The sequence below is a fragment of the Microbispora bryophytorum genome, from assembly GCF_043197435.1.
GTDB lineage: Bacteria > Actinomycetota > Actinomycetes > Streptosporangiales > Streptosporangiaceae > Microbispora > Microbispora bryophytorum.
Genome location: NZ_JBICTF010000003.1, coordinates 469,187 through 491,030, shown reverse-complemented (window position 1 = coordinate 491,030; position 21,844 = coordinate 469,187). Strand labels below are relative to the sequence as shown.

The 21,844-nt window shown below is 71.6% G+C and carries 21 protein-coding genes; 8 read left to right on the top strand and 13 right to left on the bottom strand.

From position 1 onward, the window contains the following. The first annotated feature begins 261 nt into the window (after window positions 1-261). The 3 genes from ACGFIB_RS11575 (at window position 262) to ACGFIB_RS11565 (ending at window position 3,624) form a co-directional block, all read left to right on the top strand. Window positions 262-1,128, top strand: coding sequence for a tyrosinase family protein (locus ACGFIB_RS11575; protein ID WP_393370789.1), 867 nt, complete (start codon window positions 262-264; stop codon window positions 1,126-1,128). Between the two features lie 231 nt (window positions 1,129-1,359). Further along, window positions 1,360-2,193 carry a class II glutamine amidotransferase gene (locus ACGFIB_RS11570; protein WP_142571705.1) on the top strand — a complete coding sequence of 278 codons (834 nt, stop codon included), beginning with the start codon at window positions 1,360-1,362 and terminating at the stop codon, window positions 2,191-2,193. A gap of 27 nt (window positions 2,194-2,220) precedes the next feature. After that, entirely contained in the window at window positions 2,221-3,624 is a 1,404-nt protein-coding gene (locus tag ACGFIB_RS11565; protein ID WP_393370785.1) for a glutamate decarboxylase, read from the top strand. 109 nt (window positions 3,625-3,733) lie between these two features. Here the strand turns inward: ACGFIB_RS11565 and ACGFIB_RS11560 are convergent, their stop codons facing one another. The 3 genes from ACGFIB_RS11560 to ligD form a co-directional block, all read right to left on the bottom strand. Next, window positions 3,734-4,012: a hypothetical protein gene (locus ACGFIB_RS11560; protein WP_357242621.1), complete on the bottom strand. Its 279-nt coding sequence runs from the start codon at window positions 4,010-4,012 to the stop codon at window positions 3,734-3,736. 71 nt (window positions 4,013-4,083) lie between these two features. Continuing rightward, window positions 4,084-4,251, bottom strand: a complete 168-nt coding sequence (locus tag ACGFIB_RS11555; RefSeq protein WP_357242618.1) for a hypothetical protein — start codon at window positions 4,249-4,251, stop codon at window positions 4,084-4,086. Window positions 4,252-4,490: 239 nt separating this feature from the next. After that, window positions 4,491-5,486, bottom strand: a complete 996-nt coding sequence (gene ligD / locus ACGFIB_RS11550) for a non-homologous end-joining DNA ligase (RefSeq protein WP_142571708.1) — start codon at window positions 5,484-5,486, stop codon at window positions 4,491-4,493. 410 nt (window positions 5,487-5,896) lie between these two features. On the opposite strand from ligD, the gene msrB reads away from it, so the two are divergent. Continuing rightward, window positions 5,897-6,298 (top strand): peptide-methionine (R)-S-oxide reductase MsrB, encoded by a 402-nt coding sequence (msrB, locus tag ACGFIB_RS11545; protein ID WP_142571709.1) that lies wholly within the window; start codon window positions 5,897-5,899, stop codon window positions 6,296-6,298. Between the two features lie 3 nt (window positions 6,299-6,301). Here msrB and ACGFIB_RS11540 read toward each other — a convergent pair whose 3' ends face one another. Next, complete coding sequence (locus ACGFIB_RS11540; protein WP_357242615.1) at window positions 6,302-6,895, bottom strand: hypothetical protein; 594 nt, start codon at window positions 6,893-6,895, stop codon at window positions 6,302-6,304. Between the two features lie 320 nt (window positions 6,896-7,215). Between ACGFIB_RS11540 and ACGFIB_RS11535 the strand changes: the two genes are divergently transcribed. Next, window positions 7,216-7,977, top strand: coding sequence for an SDR family NAD(P)-dependent oxidoreductase (locus tag ACGFIB_RS11535; RefSeq protein WP_142571711.1), 762 nt, complete (start codon window positions 7,216-7,218; stop codon window positions 7,975-7,977). A 153-nt stretch (window positions 7,978-8,130) separates the two neighbouring features. Here the strand turns inward: ACGFIB_RS11535 and hemQ are convergent, their stop codons facing one another. Then, entirely contained in the window at window positions 8,131-8,832 is a 702-nt protein-coding gene (gene hemQ / locus ACGFIB_RS11530) for a hydrogen peroxide-dependent heme synthase (protein ID WP_142571712.1), read from the bottom strand. Beyond that, window positions 8,829-10,283 carry a protoporphyrinogen oxidase gene (gene hemG, locus ACGFIB_RS11525; RefSeq protein ID WP_357242612.1) on the bottom strand — a complete coding sequence of 485 codons (1,455 nt, stop codon included), beginning with the start codon at window positions 10,281-10,283 and terminating at the stop codon, window positions 8,829-8,831. The genes hemQ and hemG overlap by 4 nt, the downstream gene beginning before the upstream one ends. 290 nt (window positions 10,284-10,573) lie before the next feature. On the opposite strand from hemG, the gene ACGFIB_RS11520 reads away from it, so the two are divergent. After that, entirely contained in the window at window positions 10,574-11,752 is a 1,179-nt protein-coding gene (locus tag ACGFIB_RS11520; protein ID WP_357242609.1) for an ROK family transcriptional regulator, read from the top strand. Window positions 11,753-11,817: 65 nt separating this feature from the next. Here the strand turns inward: ACGFIB_RS11520 and ACGFIB_RS11515 are convergent, their stop codons facing one another. The 6 genes from ACGFIB_RS11515 to ACGFIB_RS11490 are packed head-to-tail and all read right to left on the bottom strand — an operon-like array spanning window position 11,818 to window position 17,615. After that, window positions 11,818-13,143, bottom strand: coding sequence for an alkaline phosphatase family protein (locus ACGFIB_RS11515; RefSeq protein ID WP_393370778.1), 1,326 nt, complete (start codon window positions 13,141-13,143; stop codon window positions 11,818-11,820). After that, a complete protein-coding gene (gene eboE / locus ACGFIB_RS11510; RefSeq protein ID WP_357256860.1) occupies window positions 13,143-14,264 on the bottom strand; it encodes a metabolite traffic protein EboE in 1,122 nt (373 codons plus the stop codon). The genes ACGFIB_RS11515 and eboE overlap by 1 nt, the downstream gene beginning before the upstream one ends. Before the next feature lie 2 nt (window positions 14,265-14,266). Continuing rightward, window positions 14,267-15,109 (bottom strand): TatD family hydrolase, encoded by an 843-nt coding sequence (locus tag ACGFIB_RS11505; protein WP_142571717.1) that lies wholly within the window; start codon window positions 15,107-15,109, stop codon window positions 14,267-14,269. A 5-nt stretch (window positions 15,110-15,114) separates the two neighbouring features. Next, window positions 15,115-15,618 carry an EboA domain-containing protein gene (locus tag ACGFIB_RS11500; protein ID WP_393326521.1) on the bottom strand — a complete coding sequence of 168 codons (504 nt, stop codon included), beginning with the start codon at window positions 15,616-15,618 and terminating at the stop codon, window positions 15,115-15,117. Next, window positions 15,584-16,435 (bottom strand): sugar phosphate isomerase/epimerase family protein, encoded by an 852-nt coding sequence (locus ACGFIB_RS11495; RefSeq protein ID WP_393370774.1) that lies wholly within the window; start codon window positions 16,433-16,435, stop codon window positions 15,584-15,586. The genes ACGFIB_RS11500 and ACGFIB_RS11495 overlap by 35 nt, the downstream gene beginning before the upstream one ends. 37 nt (window positions 16,436-16,472) lie before the next feature. Continuing rightward, a complete protein-coding gene (locus ACGFIB_RS11490) occupies window positions 16,473-17,615 on the bottom strand; it encodes an inositol-3-phosphate synthase (protein WP_357242596.1) in 1,143 nt (380 codons plus the stop codon). Window positions 17,616-18,006: 391 nt separating this feature from the next. Here ACGFIB_RS11490 and ACGFIB_RS11485 point away from each other — a divergent pair, with 391 nt between their 5' ends. Both ACGFIB_RS11485 and ACGFIB_RS11480 read left to right on the top strand, forming a co-directional pair. After that, window positions 18,007-19,155 carry a sugar phosphate isomerase/epimerase family protein gene (locus ACGFIB_RS11485; protein WP_189105011.1) on the top strand — a complete coding sequence of 383 codons (1,149 nt, stop codon included), beginning with the start codon at window positions 18,007-18,009 and terminating at the stop codon, window positions 19,153-19,155. A gap of 196 nt (window positions 19,156-19,351) precedes the next feature. Next, window positions 19,352-20,440, top strand: coding sequence for a DUF4349 domain-containing protein (locus ACGFIB_RS11480; protein ID WP_393370770.1), 1,089 nt, complete (start codon window positions 19,352-19,354; stop codon window positions 20,438-20,440). 3 nt (window positions 20,441-20,443) lie between these two features. On the opposite strand, the gene hemE is transcribed toward ACGFIB_RS11480, so the two are convergent. Continuing rightward, the gene (hemE, locus tag ACGFIB_RS11475; protein WP_142571721.1) at window positions 20,444-21,481 is read right to left on the bottom strand and encodes a uroporphyrinogen decarboxylase; all 1,038 of its coding nucleotides are present in this window, start codon (window positions 21,479-21,481) and stop codon (window positions 20,444-20,446) included. Window positions 21,482-21,844 lie beyond the last annotated feature (363 nt).

Genomic DNA, 21,844 nt, shown 5'->3' with positions numbered 1-21,844 from the left:
GAACACGAGAGAACCCGACGCAGTGAGCGGAGTGAGCGGTGAGGAACGAGCCGCTCGCAAAGCGAACGAGGAGCCGGTGAACGAGTCAGGGAACACGGCACCGACAACGCCACCGTGACGCCCCCGCGACGCCCGCCACGGTCCCGGCAGGACCGTCTCCGGGCCGACACGGCGCCAAATTCCGCGCCCCGGGCACTTCGCCGTTCTAATCTTTCCGCCGATCGGCACAAACACGGAACGTGATATTCGGGGGGCGGATATATGCGTGGGCCGAGCAGGCGGGAACTGCTGGCATCGGCGGTGTGGGGCGCGGCGGCGACCGCGTTCGGGGTGCGCGCGACGGCGGTGCACGCGGCCCCGGCCCGGCCGGCGGCCCGCCGGCGGGTCGGCGACATGACCAAGGAGCAGTGGGCGGCGTTCGTCCGGGCGGTACGCGTGCTGAAGGCGCGCGGGACCTACGACGCGCTGGTCAAGACCTACGCGGACGACTTCGCGGCCACCCACGCCAACGGCTTCTTCCTGCCGTGGCAGCGCAGGTATCTCCTGCAGTTCGAGCGGGAGCTCCAGCGCATCGATCCGGCCGTGTGCGTGCCGTACTGGGACTGGCCTCTCGACAGCCGGGCGCCGGAGCGCTCGGTGGCGCTGTCGAAGGCGTATTTCGGGGGAAACGGCAGCGCGAAACACGATCGGGCCGTCGTCGACGGCGCGTTCGCCGGGTGGGCCGCCAAGGTCCCGCGGATCCATCCGCTCCGGCGTTCCTACGCCGACGGCGGGAAGATCGCCCCGTGGGCCTCGCCCGATCTCATCGCCGACATGCTGAAAAATCCGGACTTCCAGGTGTTCAACATGCAGCTGGAGATCCACATGGGCGCGGTGCAGATGGGCATCGGAGGAGACCTGGCCCAGTCCGCCGCCCCGAACGACCCTCTGTACTGGGCCGTCGCCTGCTTCGGCGACCTGCTGTGGCAGATGTGGCGCTCCCGGCACCCCGAGGCTCCGATCCGGTCGGCGTACGGGGACGTCACCGAGGACAGCCGCCTGCCCCGGTACGGCGACACGGTCGCGGGCGTCCTGGACGTCGAGAAGCTGGGATACCGCTACGACGCCGTGTGGCCGCATACGCGCTGACGCAGGGCCCCCTCCGCCCGAGCGGCGGGCCGCACCGCGCGTACAACCGGCGCGGACGGGAAGGGCAGACGGAGGGGACAGTGGCGGTGAGGCCCGGCCGGCGGCGTCCGGCGAGCCCGGAGCCGATCGGGCGGAAGCGGGTCGTACCGCCGCGGCCCCACCTGCGCGGGACGCCGGCCGATAGGACGGACATCGAGCCGGCGAAGCCGCTGCGACGGGGGGACAGAACTCATGTGCCGCTGGCTGACCTACACCGGCTCGCCCATCGCCCTGGAGAAGCTGCTCTACGAGCCGGAGAACTCCCTGATCGACCAGAGTCTCCACGCCAGGTACGGCGAGGAGACGGTGAACGGCGACGGGTTCGGCATCGGCTACTACGGCGACGGCGGCGTGCCGCCCGCGGTGTTCAAGGACACCAAGCCCGCGTGGGGCGACCGCAATCTCCGTGAACTCGCCCGCCACGTCCGGTCGCCGCTGTTCATGGCGCACGTGCGCGCGTCCTCTGGAACGGCGATACAGCAGACGAACTGCCATCCGTTCAGGTACGGCTCCTGGCTGTGGATGCACAACGGCGCGATCTCCGAGTTCGGCCGTCTCAAACGGGATCTGGTCCTGGCCGTCGCCCCGGACCTGTTCCCGGTGATCGAGGGGTCCACGGACTCGGAGGTCATGTTCTTCCTGGCGCTCACGCTGGGGCTGCGCGAGGACCCGCCGGGGGCGGTGGAGCGGATGGCCGGTCTCGTGGAGCGGACGGCGCGCCGGCACGACGTGGACAACCCGCTCCAGATGTCGCTGGCCACTTCGGACGGGGAGTGCCTGTGGTCCTTCCGCTACTCCAGCGACCGTCGTTCCCGGTCGCTCTTCCACAGCGCGAACACCCAGACTCTCCGGCATCTCCATCCGGAGGTGTTCGGGTCGGTGGACGTCTCCGACGACGCGCGGCTCGTGGTGTCGGAGCCCCTGCGTGATTTGCCCGGCCTCTGGGTGGAGGTTCCGGAGTCGACGTACACGGTCGTCAGACCGAACTTTTTCGACATGCACGCATTCAGCCCAGCTACACCCTGAATGACCTGATACGGAGAGGAGCGGACGGTGACTCCACGGGAAGGCAGGCAGGTCAGGCAGCGGCCGGTATGGGTCAACCCGTTGTTCGGGGCGACCGACCCCGCCTCCGGGATCACGACGGTTCCTCCCCGGCACCGGCTGCCGGAGGGACCCATGGCGCCCGCCGGCGTGTCCCGGCTCATTCGCGACGAGCTGATGCTCGACGGAAACCCACGGCTGAACCTCGCCACGTTCGTGAGCACCTGGATGGAGCCTGAGGCGCACGCGCTCATGGGCGACATGGCCGACAGGAATCTGATCGACAGGGACGAGTATCCCGCCACCGCCGAGCTGGAGCAGCGCTGCATCCCGATGATCGGCCACTTGTGGCACGCCCCCGACCCCGACGCCTCGGTGGGGACCTCCACCGTCGGGTCCAGCGAGGCGTGCATGCTCGGCGGGATGGCGCTCAAACGCCGCTGGATGCGGCGCAACGCCGACCGCTACGCCGCCGGGACGCGGCCCAACCTGGTCATGGGCGTCAACACCCAGGTGTGCTGGCAGAAGTTCTGCAACTACTGGGAGGTGGAGCCCCGTATGGTCCCCATGGAGGGCGACCGGTTCCACCTGGGCGCCGAGGAGGCCGCCGGGCAGTGCGACGAGAACACGATCGGCGTCGTCACCGTCCTCGGCTCCACGATGGACGGAAGCTACGAGCCGATCGCCGACGTCTGCGCGGCGCTCGACGCGCTCGAGGAACGCACCGGGTGGTCCGTGCCCGTGCACGTGGACGCCGCGTCGGGCGGGATGATCGCCCCCTTCCTCGAACCGGACCTGGTGTGGGATTTCCGCCTTGCGCGGGTCGCCTCCATCAACGTCTCCGGGCACAAGTACGGGATGGTCTACCCGGGGCTCGGGTGGATCCTGTGGCGGGACCGGGACGCGCTCCCCGGCGATCTGGTGGAGCACGTCGACTACCTCGGCGGAGACGTGGCGACGTTCACGCTCAACTTCTCCCGGTCCGGATCGCAGGTCGTCGCGCAGTACTACAACTTCCTGCGGCTCGGTTACGAGGGGTTCCGCGAGGTGCAGGGCGCCCTCCGGCGGGTGGCGACCCATCTCGCCGGGCGGATCGAGGGCCTCGGCTGCTTCCGGCTGCTCACGCGTGGCGACCAACTGCCGGTGTTCGCCTTCACCACCGGCGACGACGTCACCAGGTTCAACGTCTACGACGTGTCCCGGCGGCTGCGGGAGTGGGGCTGGCTGGTGCCGGCCTACCCGTTCCCGCCCAACCGCGGCGACCTGCACGTGCTGAGGGTGGTGTGCCGCAACGGCTTCTCGCTCGATCTGGCCGACCGCCTGGCGGACGACCTCGACGGCCTGCTGCCCTGGCTGCACAAGCAGCCCGCCCCGATGTTCGGCCCGGACGCCGCGACGAGCTTCCACCACTGATTCACCGATCCCGGTGTGACTCCGCCCACACCGGCGACCGGCACGCGCCGCCGGCGTGCGTCGGCGCGTGCCGCACGGCCCAACGGGCCTTTCGCGTCAGGCCCTTGTGTCAGGCCCTCGTGGTGGCGCGGGCCCTGCCGGCCGTCTGGGCGACCGTCTCCCGCTCCTGCCTCTCCTGCTGGCGAGCGGACCTGGAGATGTCCTCCAGCTCGTGCGCGGTCTCCTCGAACTCCTGCGCGGCCTCACGGCTCATCTTGCTCACGATCCTGCGCCCGCGGAGGGCCATGTCCTCGTACACCTCGCCGGCCTTGGCGATTGCGTACGGGCCGACGCCCGCGAGGGCGCAGAACGGCTTGGACATCGTGATCCTCTTGACCGGTGTCGTCACTTGGTCACTCTCCATACATATCGGTCTAGCGGCGGCTTCCAACTGTCCAACCAGGGGAGAACGGCCCGGCGTCAGGAAGGTGGCGTGCCGAGGGCTTCCATCCCGGGCCTGATGGTGTCGGCGACCCGCGCCGGGTCGACGTCCGCGACCCTGGAGGTCTTCCGCGGATCCGTCCAGGTGCCGTGGTCGGGACTCCCGTGGTCGTCGTCAGGCTCGCCGTAGCCGCAGCTCAGGCACATTCGGATGTCTCCCCCCGCTCGGTCTTGTGCACGACGGCCCCGGCAGCGGTACGAGGGCGAGGCCGGGTGTTCCAGGTTCGTCCGAGTGCGGTCTTGCCCGGGGACGAGCGCCCGCTCCCCCGCCTGCCGGCGCTCGCCAGGACCATCCCCGCACGCGTCTCCAGGGACACCGGGCGGGAATGCAAGAGCCGATCAAGAGCAGAGACCCGCGGACAAAATCGTCGCCCGGCGAGTCACGATCAGCCGGTCGGCCTCGCCTTGCTGGGCTGGACCCGCCTCGGCTCGCCGGGCATCTTCGGGTAGTTCGGCGGATAGGGCATGTCGCCCCGCTCGTCGGCGTCGTACCACTCCAGCAGCGTGCCGATGTCGTGGGCCCGGTCGTCGATCGCCCGCTGCACGTCGCCCAGCCTGGCGAACCGCTCCGGCATCGTTGTGATGTCGAAGTCGCGCGGGTCGCAGTCGGCCAGCTCCTCCCACGTCACGGGGGCGGAGACCCGGGCGTCGGGCCGGGCGCGGACCGAGTAGGCGGCCACCACCGTCCGGTCGCGGGCGTTCTGGTTGTAGTCGATGAAGACCTTCTCCCCCCGCTCCTCCTTCCACCAGGCGCTCGTCGCGAGGTCCGAGCGCCGCTCGACCTCACGGGCCAGGGCGATCGCGGCGTATCGCACCTCGGTGAAGGTCCAGCGGGGCTCGATGCGCACGTTCACGTGGATTCCCCGGCTGCCCGAGGTCTTCGGGAAGCCCGTCATGCCCAGCTCGTCGAGGATCTCCTTGACCGTGAACGCCACCGTACGGGCCTGCTCGAACGAGGTGCCGGGCTGCGGGTCGATGTCGATGCGCAGCTCGTCGGGGTGGTCGAGGTCGGCGCGGCGGGCGTGCCACGGGTGGAAGTCGATCGTGCCGAGGTTGGCGCACCAGGCGATGGCCGCCACTTCGGTCGGGCAGAACGCGTCGGCCGTGCGACCGCTGGGGAAGCGCACGGTGACGGTCTCGATCCAGTCGGGGTGCCGGGGCATCCGCTTCTGGTAGATCGCCTCGGTGCCGACGCCGTCGGGGTGCCGCTTGAGGTAGGTCGGCCGCTCTCGCAGGGCGCGCAGCACGCCGTCCCCCACACTCACGTAGTACTCCACCAGGTCGCGCTTGGTCGCGCCGATCTCCGGGAAGTAGACCTTGTCCGGATTGGTGACCTTGACTGTGCGGCCACCCACCTCTATCTCGATGTACGGCGAAGCCATGGAGGTGACCCTACCCGGACGAGGGGGTCCGTCCCGGGCTGCCGACGGCGGCCGGACCGGGCGCTCCCACGGCCGCGCCCTCCCGGCGCAGGCTCGTGGTCGCGTACGGCGCGCTCGCGTTCGGACGGCGCCGCACGCGACGGGACGGACCACGGCGGCCGCCCGTGGGCGGCCTCCTCTCACCGTCCGGCGGCGTCCAGCACGGGTCGGGTGCTTCGCCGCCCTGACGGCGGTGTGGGTGACCGCCCCCGCGCGGGTGGCGGCGATCAACCCCCTCGTCAGTGAAGACGCCGGAAGACCCGGAAAAGGATGCCTCGACCCGCGAAGACGTGCGGGGAAGATCCCGGGCCTTCCTGGAGTTCCTTAGTTCGTAATCCCCGCGAGGGATCGCAGAAGGCAGGGTGGTGAGCATGGAGAAGATAATCAAGAGCGACGCCGAGTGGCGCGCGGAGCTTTCCCCCGAGGAGTACCGAATCCTCCGGCAGGCGGGGACCGAGCGCCCGTTCAGCGGCGAGTACGTCGACACCAAGACCGTCGGTGTCTACTCCTGCCGCGCCTGTGGGGCGGAGTTGTTCCGGTCGGAGGCCAAGTTCGAGTCGCACTGCGGCTGGCCGTCGTTCTACGAGCCGTCCGAGTCGGAGACCGTGACTCTGCGCGAGGACGACTCGCTCGGCATGCGCCGGGTGGAGGTCCGCTGCGCCCGCTGCGACTCGCACCTCGGGCACGTGTTCCACGGCGAGGGCTACCCCACGCCGACCGACGACCGGTACTGCATCAACTCCGTCTGCCTGACCCTGCAGCCGGCCGAGTGAGGCCTATTTCGGCTTGGGGTAGGTGACCCGGCAGTCGCCGTCGTCCGGGCCGAGGACGTTGGCGAGGACGGGGTTGCCGTTCTCGCCGAACCTCGACTGGACGAACACCACGGGGTTCGGCTCCCCCCGCTCGGCGAGGTACTCCAGGCCGCGTTTGCACAGGGTGATCGCGGTCTTGGAGTTGTCGGCGTTCTCCGGGAGATTCGTGTAGATGCGCAGGTAGCCGCCCTCGGTGCGGATGTCCTTGACCCGCTTGGCGGTCTTGTCCTTCCACCTGCCGCGGAAGTAGGACTCCGCCTTGGTGTCGGTGTACTTCGACGGCCCCGACGCCTTCTCCTCGGCCGCCTTCTTGTCCCGCTTGGGGGTCGCCTTCTTGCCGGTGTCGACGCTGGCGACGGTCAGCTCGCCGGCCGGTGAGGCCTGCGGCGTGGGCGCGGCGACCATGTGCCCGGGAGCCGCGTCGGAACGCGACAGCGGCCAGGCGATCGCGACGGCTCCGACGGCGAAGGCGGCCACCCCGAGGGACACCTCGACGACGTGCGAACGGGCCCGCCTCTTGCGGCGGCGCCCCCTGGAACGTGCCAGCCCGCTAGCCACTCTGCCTCACCTAGACGTCGATCCTTCGTCACAGTATGGCAAAGACGCCAAGCCGCCAAGACCGTTTCCGACTCTTCGCGCAAGATCGGCCCAAATGTCCCTTGTGCGCTCCGCCCGGCGACGGGCTTCGGCCCGGACAGGAAGGCGCTGATCATCGCGGGCGCCTGCGGACGGGCTCAAGAAGTGGCTGATGGCCCGCATAAGTGGCCGCTATGAGCGGACCGGAAGCTCTCCGCCGGTCCGGGCTTTCAACTACTCGCAGCGCCGAGCCTCCGCATCCGGCGGCCGGCGACGAACCGAACGAACCGAGGATGAACGTGATGACCGTGGAAGTGACGACCGGAGAGCTGGCCGGACAGGGCGCTCTGGTCACGGGGGCCACCAAGGGAATCGGACGGGTGACCGCGCTGATGCTGGCCCGGCTCGGCGCCGAGGTGGTGTTGTCGGGCCGCGACGAGCAGCAGGGCAAGCAGGCGGTCGAGGAGATCCTCGCGGGAGGCGGCCGGGCGCACTTCGCCGCGGCCGACCTGCGCGACGAGGCGTCCGCGCGCTCGCTCGCACGGCGCGCGACCGAGCTGCTGGGCCACGTGGATGTGCTGGTGAACAACGCCGGCGTCTACCCCTTCGCCCCCACGACGGACATGACCGAGCAGGACTTCGACGGGGTCTACGACGTCAACGTGAAGGCACCGTTCTTCCTCGTCGCCGAGCTGGCGCCGGCCATGGCCCGGCGCGGCCGGGGCGCGGTCGTCAACGTCACCACGATGGTGGCGGAGTACGGCCACTCCGGCTACAGCCTGTACGGCTCCAGCAAGGCCGCGATCGTGCTCCTCACCAAGTCGTGGGCCGCCGAGTTCGGCCCCCGGGGCGTGCGGGTCAACGCGGTGAGCCCCGGCCCGACCCGCACGGAGGGCACCGCGCCCATGGGCGAGGATCTGGAGGCCCTCGCGCGGACCCTGCCCGCCGGCCGGCCCGCCTCCCCGGAGGAGATCGCCGAGGCGATCACGTTCCTGGCCTCGCCGCGGGCGAGCTTCGTCCACGGGACGACCCTCCACGTCGACGGCGGCCGCTGGGCCGTCTGACCCCTTCCCGCCCGGCACCGCTCCGCGGCCGGCCCCGCCGCCGGCCGTGGAGCGGGGCAGGCGGCGGAGCCGCGGGGCGGGGCAGGCGGCGGGGCCGGCATGTCGGGAGGCCGGCGCCGCGGCGCCGGCCCGGCCGCGTGGGGCCGCCGATCGCTAGGGCAGCGCGGCGACGAGCTCGCTGACCGGCTTGCGGGTGCCGGTGTAGAAGGGGATCTCGATCCTGGTGTGCCGCCTCGCCTCGGCTCCGCGCAGGTGGCGCATCAGGTCGACGATGCGGTGCAGTTCGTCGGCTTCGAAGGCCAGCATCCACTCGTAGTCGTTGAGCGCGAAGCAGGCGACCGTGTTGGACCGCACGTCGGGGTACTCGCGCGCCATCTTGCCGTGCTCGGCGAGCATGCTGCGCCGCTCGGAGTCCTCCAGCAGGTACCACTCCAGGGACCGTACGAAGGGGTAGACGCAGACGAAGCCCCTGGGCTCCTCCTCGGCGAGGAAGGCCGGGATGTGGGACTTGTTGAACTCGGCGGGGCGGTGCAGGGCCATGGCCGACCAGACCGGCTCGCTCGCGCGCCCGAGGGCGGTGCGGCGGAAGCGCGTGTAGGTCTCCTGCAGGTCCTCGGCCGAGGAGGCGTGCCACCAGAACATGTAGTCGGCGTCGGCGCGGAACCCGGCCACGTCGTAGCAGCCTCGGGTCGTCACGTCCTTGCCCGCCGCCTGCGCGAGCAGTTCCTCGACCTCGCCGGCCACCCCCTCGCGGGCGGCGGGAAGCTGGTCGCGCAGCCGGAAGACCGACCACATCGTGTAGCGGATGACCAGGTTGAGATCGCGCGCCTTCGGCCGCGGGGCAGGCTCCGTCATGCCTCCATTCTGCCGGTGGGGGGTGGCGGTCCGGCCGCCGGGTGCTGTGTCTCCCGCAGGTGCTCCAAAACAAGCTTGGCGGCGGTGCGGGCGGTCGCGACGCAGGCCGGGATGCCGACACCCTCGTACGCCGCGCCGCAGACGGCGAGGCCGGGCTGCCCGGCGACCGCCGCGCGCACGCGGGCGATCCGGTCGAGGTGGCCCACGTCGTACTGCGGGAGCGCGCCGCCCCAGCGGGTCACCCGGGTGTCCAGCGGCAGGCCCCGCACCCCCATGATCTCGGCCATCTCGTTCAACGCCAGGGCGGTCAGCTCGGCGTCGTCACGCTGGAGTACGAGTTCCTCGCCCAGCCGGCCGATCGAGCACCGCACGATCATGACGTTGCGGTCGGCCTCGGCCAGATGGGGCCATTTGACGCTGCTGAACGTCGCGGCCTTGACCGGCCTGCCCTCGACCGGCGGCACCAGGTAGCCGCTGCCCTCCGGGGGCTCGGGGAAGGCCGTGCGGGGATAGGCGAGGGTGACGATGGCCATGCTGGCGTACTCGATCGCGGCCAGTTCGGCCGCCGCCTTCGGCACCTCCCGCCGCAGCAGACGGGAGGCGGGCCGCGCGGGGACCGCCAGGACGACGGCGTCGGCGTCGATCACCTCCTCGTCCCTGGTGGGACCGGTGACCAGCCGCCAGCCGTCCGGCGTCCTGATCAGGTCGCGGACGGTGACGCCGGTGCGGATCTGCGCGCACGACTCCTTGGCGACCGCGGCGGGCAGCGCGCCCAGGCCGCTTCTGAGCGTGGTGAAGACCGGCCCGGCGTCCGCGGGGGCCTCCGCGGTGATGCTCCTGGTGGCCTGCAGCAGCGACCGCTCGGTGCGGGCGACGGCGGCGATCCGCGGCATGGTCGCGTCCAGCGACAGCATGTCGGCCCGGCCCGCGTACACGCCGCCGAGCAGCGGCTCGACCAGCCGGTCGACGACCTCGCTCCCCATCCGGGCCCGGATGTAGGCCGCCACGGAGACGTCTCCGGTCACGAGCGTGGGCGGCAGGAACTGGTCGAGGGGCACCCGGGCGAGTCCGGCCGGCGACAGGACGCCCGAGCGCGCGAGGTCGACCACGTCCGAGGGGACGCCCATCACCTGCTGCCGGGGCAGCGAGCGCAGCGATCCGCGCGACAGGACCGAGGCCCGCGTGGTGCCGGGGTCCACCAGGTCGTCGCCGAGGCCGGCCAGCCGGGCCAGTTCCTTGCCCTCGGGCCGCCGCGCCAGCATCGACTCCGCGCCCGCGTCGACCTCCACCCCCGCCACCTGAGAGGCGTGCAGCTTGCCGCCGACTCTCGGCGCCGCCTCCAGCACCGTGATCCTCAGGCCGGCGTCGGCCCGGTTCAGGTGCAGCGCCGCGGCCAGACCCGCGATGCCCCCGCCGACGACGACCACATGACGACCCGCGTTCCCTTCCATGGGGCAAAGCTACCGGCCCGTACGCCCGGGTCCCGCACCGGCGCGGTGCGTGTCCAGGACGAAGCAGGACATGCCCGGCGCGACGCGGGAACCTCGCCGCCACCGAGGGGAACAGCCAGTCACAGACGTAACATCAGCCGCCTAACCGACAAGAACGCAAGATTCCTGGAAACTTTTAACATGCAGGGCAAAAAGTCTGGCTTCCTTGTAATAAAGTCGTTGCCGTCAGAGCAGAAGTAGAGTCACTTCTGGCACGCACCGATTCCCGACCGAAGAGTGGCGTGAAGCGAATGACGGCTCGCCCCGAGAACCCGCACCAGGCGCGGATCCTGCGCCTCCTGCGTCAGGACGGCGCGCGCTCACGCGCGGAACTCGGCGAGGTGACCCGTCTGTCACCGTCGAAGCTCGCACTCGAACTCGACCGGCTGACCAAGCTGAACCTCATCGAATCCGGTGGACTCGCGGCCTCGCGGGGCGGTCGGCGGTCGGGCATCGTGCGGATCGCCTCACACCTGCGTTTCGTCGGAATCGACATCGGCGCCACGTCCATCGACGTCGGGGTGACCAACGGCGAGCTGGAGGTGGTCGGCCATCTGTCGAAGCCCGCGGACGTGCGGGACGGCCCCGAGGCCGTGCTGGAGCAGGCCCTCGATCTCGTCGGCAAGCTGCGGACCGGCGAGACGACCGATATCCACGGCGTCGGGATCGGCGTCCCCGGCCCGGTGAGCTTCCTCGACAGGACCCCGGTCTCGCCCCCGATCATGCCCGGCTGGGACCGCTTCCCCGTGCGGGAGACGCTGAGCCGCGAGTTCGGCTGCCCGGTGCTCGTGGACAACGACGTGAACATCATGGCACTCGGCGAGCTGCACGCGGGCCTCGCCAGGGCCGTCGGCGACTTCCTGCTCGTGAAGATCGGCACCGGCGTCGGCTGCGGCATCGTCGTCGCCGGCGAGATCTACCGCGGGGTGACCGGCAGCGCCGGCGACATCGGCCACATCCGGATCTCCGACGACGGCCCGCTGTGCACGTGCGGCAACACGGGCTGCCTGGAGGCGTACTTCGGCGGGGCGGCACTGGCCCGCGACGCCCGCGCCGCCGCGGACAGGGGCGACTCCCCCTTTCTCGCGGAACGGCTCGCGCACGAGGGAACCGTGACGGCGCAGGACGTCGCCGCGGCGGCGGCCTCGGGCGACGCCGCCGCCGTGCGGATGATCCGCGAGGGAGGCCGGCACGTGGGCATGGTGCTGGCGTCGCTCGTGAGCTTCTTCAACCCCGGCCTGGTGATCGTCGGAGGCGGGCTGGCCGGCCTGGGCCACGCGCTGCTCGCGGAGATCCGCAGCGTCGTCTACCAGCGCTCGCTGCCGCTGGCGACCGGCAACCTGCCCATCGTCTTGTCCGAGCTCGGCGACACGGCCGGGATCATCGGCGCGACCCGGCTGATCAGCGACCACGTCTTCTCCGTCGAGTGAGCGCGCGGCCTTCGGACGCGGAACGGCCGCCATCCCCCGAGGGGACGGCGGCCGCCTTCACGATCTCAGCCCTTCAGTAGCTGCGTCAGCAGGCCCTTGACCTCGGTCGCGGCGTAGGCGTCCCGGTCGAAGGGGCCGAGCAGCACCGGCCCGTCCGCCGCCGCGTCGGGCAGGCGGCCGTGGCTGCCGCGCACCGGCTCCGGGTCGAGCGGCACCACGGACATCATGTAGCGCATGCCCATCTTCTTGCGGGCAAGCGCCGTGCCGGCCCGCAGTTTCACGAACGGATCGTTCGGGTCCATGAACAGCTCCGCCGGGTCGTAACCGGGCTTGCGGTGGATCTCCACGAGCTTCGCGAAGTCGGGCGCCCGGTCGTCGGACAGCCAGTAGTAGTAGGTGAACCACGCGTCCGGCTCCGCGACCGCGACGAGGTCACCGGCCCGCTCGTGGTCGAGGCCGTACTTCTCCTTGCCCTCCTGGCCGAGCACCTCGTCCACGCCCGGCAGCTCGGCCACGATGTCCCGTACGCGGGGCAGGACGGCCGTGTCGTTCACGTAGACGTGGGCGACCTGGTGGTCGGCGACCGCGAAGGCCCGCGAGGCCCAGGGGTCGAGATACTCCATGCCGTCCTGGGTGTAGACCTCCAGCAGCCCGGCCCGGCGCAGCGCGCGGTTGACGTCCACCGGGCGGGAGGCGTTGGTGATGCCGTACTCGGACAGCACGACCACGGTCGCGTCCTCCCGCAGCAGCGGCGCGAGCGCGGCGTCGACCTCCCGGGCCGCCGCGATGGCCTGGGGCGCGTCGGGCCCGAAGCGCTGCAGGTCGTAGTCGAGGTGCGGGATGTAGACCATGAGCAGGTCGGGCCGTTCCTTCGCGAGGATACGGCGGGCGGCCGCGATGATCCATTTGGACGAGGCGATGCTCGCGGTCGGCCCCCAGTAGGTGAACAGCGGGAACTCGCCCAGCTCGCCGACCAGGTCGTCGTGCAGCGACGGCGGCCTGGTGTAGCAGTCGGGCTCCTTGCGCCCGTCGGCGTAGTAGATCGGGCGCGGGGTGACGATGAAGTCGCTGGAGCCGCCCATCGCGTACCACCAGCAGACGTTGGCGGTGCGCATCCCGGGCACCGCGTCCCACAGCTGCTCGCCCTGGATCAGCCGGTTGTGCTGCCGCCACAGGAAGATCTCGCCCAGGTCGCGGAAGTACCAGCCGTTGCCGACGATGCCGTGGTCGCGCGGCATCGATCCGGTCAGCAGGGTGGCCTGGACGGAACAGGTCACGGCGGGCAGCACGGGCCGCAGCGACGCGGCGGCACCGACCTTGGACACGTTCGGCATGTGCGCCAGCAGGCGCGGGGTCAGGCCGACGACGTTCACGACGACGACGGGCGCCATCAGATCTCCTTAAGTCCGAGGGCGGCGAGCCGCCGCCGGGTCCAGTCGAGCTCGGCCGCGATGCCCTCGGCGATGTCCACCGGGCCGGGCAGCACGCTCCATGTGTAGGTCTCGACCTCGAGGTGCCGAGTGAGGGGGGCGGCGAGGCCCCCGTCCGGGATCATGAGCCGCCCGAGCAGCTCCTCCAGGTAGGGAGCCGTCGTGGTGAGCGGGGGCGGGGGCGCGGCGTGCAGCGGCATGTGGAAGTGCGTGCGCCAGGGCAGGTCCGCCGGGAGCCCGCCCGCCAGCGCCTCCGGCAGGTCGTCGGTGTAGCCCGCCGCGCAGCGCGTCTGGTGGAGATACCGCTCCTCCACGTACGCCGCCAGCGCCTGCTGGCCGCCCGCCGGCGCCTCCACGGCCGAGGAGACCTGGAGCTTGACGATCGGCAGCCCCAGGGCCGCCGCGTCGGCGGCCTCCTCCAGGCCGACGGCCAGATGGCAGGCGTCCAGGCAGACGCCGAGGTGCACGGGGTCGGCGCCGCCGAGCAGCGCCACCGCCTGCGGGGTGGTCTCCACGACGCAGCCCGGCTCGGGCTCGAAGCCGACCCGGATCGTCTTGCCGGTGCGCTCCGCCAGGGCCCGCAGGCCCCGGGCGAGCACGGTCAGGTTGGCGTTGACGGCCGCGGCCTTGGCCGGCGTCCAGCCGGTGCGCCAGGCGAGGGGCAGCGTCGAGATCGAGCCCTCGGTCACGTCGTCGGGCAGCAGCGCGGTGAGGATCTCGGCCAGGTCGAGGGTGTAGGCGAGCCGTTCCGGTTCCGCCCAGTCGGGCCGGTAGACCCGCAGTTTCACGACCTCGTCGTGGAAGCCGCCGTACGGGAAGCCGTTGAGGGTGACGACCTCGAGCCCCTGCTCGTCCAGCCGGGCACGCAGCCGGGCGAGCTTGGCGGGGTCGTCGCGCAGCGCCCGGGCGGCGCGGCGCGACAGCCACAACCCGAGCCCGAGCCGCCCGGCGCCGCTCAGCGCGCGGATGCGGGCGGCGACCCCGGTGAGCTGCTCGTGGATTCCCGCCAGGTCCTCGGCGGGGTGGACGTTGGTGCAGTACGCCAGGTGGACGACGGACCCGGAGGGGTGAAGCAGGCGCATGGTCAGCGCGTCCCGCGCAGGATCGTGTTGCCCTCGTAGTCGCCGCCGGACTCGACGTCGTCCAGGGCCAGGCGCCCGCTCTGGCCGTAGAAGGCGACGGGGTTGCGCCACAGCACCCGGTCCACGTCGTCGTCGGTGAACCCGGCGGCCAGCATGGCCTCGCCGACCTCTCGGGTCTTCAGCACGTCGCTGCGCCCCCAGTCGGCGGCGGAGTTCACGATCATCCGCTCGGTGCCGTACTCCTTGAGGATCGCGACCATGCGGTCCGGGTCCATCTTGGTGTCGGGGTAGATCGAGAAGCCCATCCAGCAGCCGGCCTCGTGGACCATGCCGACGGTCAGCTCGTTGAGGTGGTCGACCAGCACCGTGCCGGGGTCCATGCCCTTGACCACGTCGAGCGTGCGGCGGGTCCCCGCGGCCTTGTCGCGGTGCGGCGTGTGCACGAGCACCGGCAGGCCGTGCTCCTCGGCGAGTGCGAGCTGGGCCTCGAAGACGCGGTCCTCCTCCGGCGTCATCGAGTCGTAGCCCACCTCTCCGACCGCGACCACCGAGTCCTTCAGCAGGTAGCGGGGCAGCTCGTCCAGCACGCCCACGCAGCGCGGGTCGCCGGCCTCCTTGGGGTTGAGCGCGAGCGTGCAGTGGTGCCGGATGCCGTACTGCGCGGCGCGGTAGGGCTCCCAGCCCAGCAGCGAGTCGAAGTAGTCGAGGAAGCTCCCGACGTTCGTGCGCGGCTGCCCGAGCCAGAAGGCGGGCTCCACGACGGCCCGGACCCCCGCGGCGTACATGCGCTCGTAGTCGTCGGTCGTGCGGGATGTCATGTGGACGTGGGGATCGAAGATCCGCATCGGAATCAGAGCCTCTCGAGAACGTCGGGGGGAACGGTGCGCCCGGCAGCGCGGCGCTCGGCGGCGAAGTCGGCGAGCATGCGCCGCAGGTCCTCGTCGAACCGCCGGTCGAGGCCTTCGACCGACGCGAGCGGGACGGACATGAAGACGCATTTGAGCACGCCCTGCCGGAAGGCGTGGTCGTCCAGCCAGGCCGAGCCGTACGGGCCGAGCGCGGCGGCGACCAGCCGGGTGTCGTTGGCCCGCAGGGCGTCGTGGACGAGCGGGAGAGCGGCCGGACCGAGGTCGAGCTGCGGAAGCGACTCCAGGATCTCCAGCCGCTCCCCCGCGTCGCCCTGCCAGTAGAGCTTCATGACGGCCGCCGCGGGGTCGGGCAGGGCCTTCGCCAGCGCGCCGAGCAGCTCGGCGCGGGCGCCGGGGCCGCCCTCCCGCACGGCCCGTGGAAACAGCGCGTAGACGGTCTCCGGGTCGCGCTCAACGTCGGCTACGGCCCGCGCCAGCCAGGTCATGTGCCCTCCTCAGGAATTCGATCGACCTTCGCGCCACCTCGGGCGCCGCATGGCTGTGCCTGGCCAGCTCGACGGCGACCAGCCCGCCGAAGCCGTCGAGGGCGGCGAGCACGGGCGGGAAGTCGATCTCGCCCTCGCCGAACTCGAGATGCTCGTGGACGCCCCGCCGCATGTCCTCGATCTGCACGTGCACCAGGTGCGGCAGCGCCCGCTCGACGCACTCGGGCACGTCGTACGGCTCCAGGCAGCGGCAGTGCCCGATGTCGAGGGTGAGGCCGAACCTCGGGTGCCCGCCGAGCAGGTCGCGCAGCCGTTCGTATCCGGCGAGGTCCGCCACGAGCATGCCCGGCTCGGGCTCGAACCCGAGCGTTACGCCCACCTCGTCGGCTTCGGAGAGCAGGCGCTCGCAGTGCCGGACGAGCCGGTCCCACGCCTGGTCCTCGGACACCCCGGGCGGCCGGATACCGCTCCACAGGTGCACGACGGGGGCGCCGAGGTCGGCCGCGACCCGCATGGCCCGGCGCAGGAAGTCCACCCGCGCCTCGGCCTCGTCGTGCAGCAGGGTCGGGAAGTGCTTGCGCCGGGGGTCGAGCGTGTAACGGCCCCCCGTCTCCACGGCGAGGGCCAGGCCGAGCCGCCCCGCCAGCGCCGCGATCTGCCCGGCCTCCGCGGGGGAGGCCCCGGGCATGAGGTGCCCGTGGTCGAGGGTGACCGCCGCACCGGTGTAGCCGAGGTCGGCGAGCACCTCCAGCGTCTGGTCGAGCGGATGGTCGCGGAAACCGTTGGTGCAGTAGGCCCAGTTCAGAGGCACGCTCACGACGTGGCCGCCTTCGCCGCCGGTCGCCGACCGGCCCTCACGGCCGTCCCTCCGACAGGGCCTTCGCGAACGCCACAAGCCGGGCGTACTGGGTGGGCAGGTCGTGCCCTGCGCCGCCCAGCGGGTCCTTGAAGAAGTAGCCCAGCTCGGGGAGCACGCCGCTGTGCCCGGTCTCGTGGGCCCGCGCGACGAGCCGGACGAGATCGAGGACGAGCGGGGCGGCGAGCGCCGAGTCGCAGCCCTGCCAGGTGAACTGCATGGTCATCCGGACGCCGAGGAATCCCTCGAACGTGACGTGGTCCCAGGCGGTCTTCCACTCGCCGAGGTCGGCCACGTAGTCGATGTGCGTCAGGCCCTCGACGTCCTCGCCCACGATCGCGGGGACGGCCCGTGCCTTGCTCGCCGACTTGCTCTCCCTCGCCGCCGGGTCGGCCAGCGTGGCGCCGTCGCCGCCGCCGAGGAGGTTGAGCCCCGACCACGAGCGGACGCGCAGCGCGCGGCCGGCGAACATCGGCGCGAGCGCGCTCTTGACCAGCGTCTCCCCGGTCTTGCCGTCGCGTCCCGCGTACGGCAGGCCGCTGCGCCGGGCCAGCTCGTCCAGCGCGGGCGGCGTCGGGCCCGCGGAGGGGGTGAACGCGACGTAGCCGCATCCGGCCGTGAAGGCCGCGTAGGCGTACAGGGAGCTGGCGGGCAGCACGTCCCGGCCGGACGCGAGCGCCTCCTCCAGGTCGGCGAGCGTGGCGTACGGCACCTCGGCGGGGGGCTCGGTCGACGACACGTCCACCACGACGACGCGGGTCAGGCGGTGCCTGTCCCGGAAGTCCGCGATGTCGCCGGCCAGCCGCCGCGCGGCATCCGCCTGGCTCTCCTCGCCGGGAACGTAGCCGTGCCGGATCTCGGCCTGCGCGGCGTCGAGGTCGGCGGCGAGCAGGGTCGCCAGGACGGGAGGGAGCACGCCCGCCTGCGTGAGGAGCTCGGCCCTCTTGCGCAGCGGGGTGGTGACCACGTCGTGACCGCCGAACACCAGGTCGCGCAGGGGGGTGAAGTCTCCCGGGAAGCCCGCGGCCTCGATGACACAGCCGGTGGGCGGGGCCGCTCCCGCGCGCACCGCTGCCGCCCCGACGACCGCGGTGGTCGCGACGGACCCCCGGGCGCCGACCAGCCAGACACCGATGGGCACGGCAACTCTCCCGTCAACTCGGGGTATGCAGGGTGACATGGAACATTTGGATAGTAAGAGGCATCTTTCGTCACTGACAAGCAAAAGCTTCCCGTTGGCTACTAAAAGTTCACTCACCTGCACGGGGGCCGACCCGGGGGTACGGCGGCCACGGCCGCACCCCTCCCTCTCCACTCCTCGCACATCCTCGGACTTTGTCCTCCAAAGGAGGAAAGATCAAAAGATCATGAAGTGACTTCTTCCCTGACTGGAAAAAGTCGCGTAGCTTGCTCGACACGTGCTCCGCACAGTCACCAGGTGGCCAGAGTGAGGCGAACGGCGGAGTCACCAGCGGAGCGCGGCCGCGTCATCGGGGGATCAGGTCCTTCACGCAGATGGAGCTTGCTAGACGATGAGTGCGTACGAAGAAGAGATGGACACGGCCGGTCACCTCGGACGCAGGCTGGGGCTCAACCGGCGCCGGTTCCTCGCGGCCACGACCGGCATGGCGGCGGTCGCCGCCGTCGCCGCGGCCGGTCCGCTGAAGTCGGCCGCGCAGGCGGCGACCGCGGGCAAGGGGCCGAACGGCATCCTGGTCCCGCCGCCGCGGCGCGGCATCATCCTGTACACCGTCCGCGACGCCATCTCCCGCGACCCGCTGTCCAGCAACCTCCCGTCCGGCTTCCGCGCCGTGCTGGAGGAGCTCGGCCGGATCGGCTACGCCCAGGTGGAGTTCGCTGGCTACAGCCAGCACGGGAACGCCGAGGGCGGCGCCAACCTGGAGACCGTCGAGGGCGCCCGCCTGCTGCGCCGCTGGCTGGACGACAACGGCCTGGTCGCCCAGGGCAACCACGGCTTCATCCCCGGCTCCTGGCCGCTGAGCCAGGCCGACCTGGACCGCTTCAAGCTCCACCTGGAGATCGCCGACATCCTCGGCATGAGCCACGTGGGCACCGGCAGCGACCCGACCGGCAGCGCCTACAAGGCCGACTGGGACGTCGCCGCCGACAAGTGGAACGCGCTGGGCGAGATCGCCACCGCCGCGGGCCTCAAGCTGTACACGCACAACCACGACGTGGCCTACAGCTTCCTGCTCGACAGCGGCCCGCTCGACGCGCAGGGCCGGCCCACCCGCTCCTCCGGCATCCGCCGCCTGGAGTACTTCCTCCAGAAGACCGACCCGAAGCACGTCTGGCTGGAGATGGACATCTTCTGGGCCCACGTCGCGCAGTACAAGTACAAGACCTTCACCGCGTCCGACGGGTCCACCCAGACGCAGGTCTTCAACCCGCTCGGCGTCGTGCAGGCGCAGACCATGCGGTTCCCGCTGTTCCACGCCAAGGACGGCAAGATCAACACCGGCACGTCCAACGGCTACGACATGGTTCCGTTCGGCACCGGTGACATCGACTACGCGGCGTTCTTCCGCGGCACGGGCGCCAAGGGCTACCACAACCCGATGTACGAGCAGGACAACGCCCCCGGCGACGCGTCGCACCAGGGCCAGTCCCTGCAGTACGCGGACCTGAGCTACCGGAACATGTCCGCTCTGCGCGGCTGACGACCTCACTGAGCATGGCGGCCCCGCCACGCGTCCGACCTGTTCCACCGGCGCGCGGCGGTCCGCCTTCCCCGCCCGGGCCCACGGGCCCGCACCCCCCACCCCCCGCAGAGGCGCCGGCGATCACGGCGGCATCGTGATGCCATCGTGATCGCCGGCGCCGAACTGTGCTCATCGGTGAGCCGATGTAAAGAACATGAGGCGAATCCGGTACGGCGCGGCGGCCCTGGCGGCCGTCGCCTTTCTGTTGACGGGGTGCGGCGGCTCGGGCGAGTCCAGCAGCGACGCGGCCGGCAGCGTCGCCGCCACCATGGCTCCGGCCGGACGGGCCGACACGGCCGGGGCCGCGGATCAGAGCAGGGAACGGGCGCCCGCCACGGGCGGCGCGGGCGACGGGCAGGAGAAGACCAGGCTCGACCCGTCCGACCGGGCGATCATCTACCAGGGTGAGCTCACCGTCGAGGCCAAGGACGTCACGGCGGCGGCCGACCGCGCGAAGGCGATCGTGACGGGCGCGGGCGGGTACGTCGCCGAGGAGCGCAGCGAGTCCGTCCCCGGCGGCGTCCAGTCGATGATCGCGTTCAGGGTGCCCCCGGCACGCTACGCCGACGTCCTGGCCCAGCTCGGACGCGACCTCGGGAAACGCACGTCGGTGCGGCAGAACGCGCAGGACGTCACCGAGGAGGTCGCCGACGTCGCCAGCCGGGTGAAGTCGGCCGAGGCCACGCTCGGGCAGTTCCGCACGCTGCTGTCGAAGGCGAACAAGATCGGCGAGATCCTCGAAATCGAACGGGAGATCTCCAGCCGCGAGGCCGATCTGGAGTCGCTGCAGGCCAGGCAGAAGGCCCTGGAGGCGCAGACCGGCATGGCCACGGTCACGCTCACCCTCGTGCCCGCGCTGCAGCCCTCCGCCCGCCCCAAGGACAAGGAGGACGCGACCGGCTTCCTCGCCGGGCTGCGCGCCGGGTGGGACACCCTGACCGCGTCGACCGTGATGGCGCTGACCGTGCTGGGCGCGCTGCTGCCCTGGATCGTCGTGGCCGGTGTGCTGTGGCTGGCCGTCCGGATCGTCATGCGCCGGATGCGCGGCCGCGCCGCCCCGCCGGCCGGTCCCGTGCCCCCCGGCTCCGTCCCTCCCGGGCACGGGCCCGGTTACCCGGCGGGTCCGCCGCCCACGGGCGGCCCCGCCGGGCAGCCGCGCCTCGGCCCACCGGAGCAGGCTCCCCGCGAGGGCCGGGACGAGGACCAGGATCAGAGCCGGGAATCCGAGCGCACCCCGCGGTAGCGCTCAGCGGGCCGACGACGCGTGGACGAAGTCGGTGAGCCGGGCGAGCTGGTCGGGGTCGGTCGAGGGAAGCACGCCGTGGCCGAGGTTGAACACGTGCCCCTCGGCCACCCGGCCGCGTTCGAGCACGTCCCTGGCCCGCCTCTCGACGACCTCCCAGGGCGCGAGCAGGATCGCCGGGTCGAGGTTGCCCTGCAGCGCCTTGCCCGCGCCCACGCGCAGCGCGGCCTCGTCGAGCGGCACCCGCCAGTCCACGCCCACCACGTCGGCGCCGGCCTCGCCCATGAGGCCGAGCAGCTCGCCGGTGCCGACGCCGAAGTGGATGCGCGGCACGCCGAGGTCCGCCAGGCCGGCGAAGATCTTGCCGGTGTGCGGCAGCACGTAGGTGCGGTAGTCCTGCGGCGCGACCGCGCCCACCCACGAGTCGAACAGCTGGACGGCCGAGGCCCCCGCGGCCACCTGCACACGCAGGAAGGCGAGCGTGATCGCGCCGAGCCGCTCCATCAGCTCGTGCCACAACTCGGGCTCGCCGTACATCATGGCCTTGGTGCGGTCGTGGTTCTTGGAGGGCCCGCCCTCGATCAGGTACGACGCGAGCGTGAACGGCCCTCCGGCGAAGCCGATCAGCGGGATACCGCCCAGCTCGGCGGTCAGCGTGCCGACCGCCTCCGTCACGTAGGAGACGTCGTCCGGCTCCAGGGGGCGCAGGACCTCCATGCCCGCCTTGTCGCGGATGGGGGTCCCGACGACCGGCCCGACGCCCGGCTTGATGTCGAGGTCGACGCCGATGGCCTTGAGCGGGACCACGATGTCGCTGAAGAAGATCGCCGCGTCCGTGCCGTACCTGCGGACCGGCTGCATGGTGATCTCGACCACGAGGTCGGGTGTGGCGCAGGCGGTGAGCATCTCGACGCCCGCGCGCACCCTGCGGTACTCGGGCAGCGACCGCCCGGCCTGGCGCATGTACCAGACCGGCGTGTGCGGAACGGGCTCGCGCCGGCACGCGCGAATGAAAACGGAATCGTCGAGCTGGGGTTTCACGGCACCAGCCTGCCATGCCCCGGTGCCGCCCGGCGCCTGGACCCACGACCTGGGGCTCCCGAACGACGCGAGGATGGCCGTTGATCGCGTAAGGTGAACCCCATCCCCTCCTGTGAGTCATCTCACAGCTCGGCAATGTGTTCGCCAATCGGCCATCCGGCATCGATTCCAATACCACTTTCGAGACACGCCGAGTGCGATGCGGGGAAATGTCGCCGGGACGTGCCAACGTCGGATCAGTCCCGAGCGACCGCCACCACCGTGGATCCGACGAGAGGCCCCGGAGCGATGACTTCGATGTGGAGTTCCCCCGAACGCCGCACTGAGCACTGTGCCGGCAGCGACGCCGCGCGCACCGCCCGC

Bases quoted from the DNA above. Each gene is read 5' to 3' on its own strand.
- ACGFIB_RS11575 (WP_393370789.1), top strand. From the start codon at position 262: ATGCGTGGGCCGAGCAGGCGGGAACTGCTGGCATCGGCGGTGTGGGGC.
- ACGFIB_RS11570 (WP_142571705.1), top strand. From the start codon at position 1,360: ATGTGCCGCTGGCTGACCTACACCGGCTCGCCCATCGCCCTGGAGAAG.
- ACGFIB_RS11555 (WP_357242618.1), bottom strand. From the start codon at position 4,251: ATGTGCCTGAGCTGCGGCTACGGCGAGCCTGACGACGACCACGGGAGT.
- ligD (WP_142571708.1), bottom strand. From the start codon at position 5,486: ATGGCTTCGCCGTACATCGAGATAGAGGTGGGTGGCCGCACAGTCAAG.
- msrB (WP_142571709.1), top strand. From the start codon at position 5,897: ATGGAGAAGATAATCAAGAGCGACGCCGAGTGGCGCGCGGAGCTTTCC.
- ACGFIB_RS11535 (WP_142571711.1), top strand. From the start codon at position 7,216: ATGACCGTGGAAGTGACGACCGGAGAGCTGGCCGGACAGGGCGCTCTG.
- hemQ (WP_142571712.1), bottom strand. From the start codon at position 8,832: ATGACGGAGCCTGCCCCGCGGCCGAAGGCGCGCGATCTCAACCTGGTC.
- hemG (WP_357242612.1), bottom strand. From the start codon at position 10,283: ATGGAAGGGAACGCGGGTCGTCATGTGGTCGTCGTCGGCGGGGGCATC.
- ACGFIB_RS11520 (WP_357242609.1), top strand. From the start codon at position 10,574: ATGACGGCTCGCCCCGAGAACCCGCACCAGGCGCGGATCCTGCGCCTC.
- ACGFIB_RS11515 (WP_393370778.1), bottom strand. From the start codon at position 13,143: ATGGCGCCCGTCGTCGTCGTGAACGTCGTCGGCCTGACCCCGCGCCTG.
- eboE (WP_357256860.1), bottom strand. From the start codon at position 14,264: ATGCGCCTGCTTCACCCCTCCGGGTCCGTCGTCCACCTGGCGTACTGC.
- ACGFIB_RS11505 (WP_142571717.1), bottom strand. From the start codon at position 15,109: ATGCGGATCTTCGATCCCCACGTCCACATGACATCCCGCACGACCGAC.
- ACGFIB_RS11500 (WP_393326521.1), bottom strand. From the start codon at position 15,618: ATGACCTGGCTGGCGCGGGCCGTAGCCGACGTTGAGCGCGACCCGGAG.
- ACGFIB_RS11485 (WP_189105011.1), top strand. From the start codon at position 18,007: ATGAGTGCGTACGAAGAAGAGATGGACACGGCCGGTCACCTCGGACGC.
- ACGFIB_RS11480 (WP_393370770.1), top strand. From the start codon at position 19,352: ATGAGGCGAATCCGGTACGGCGCGGCGGCCCTGGCGGCCGTCGCCTTT.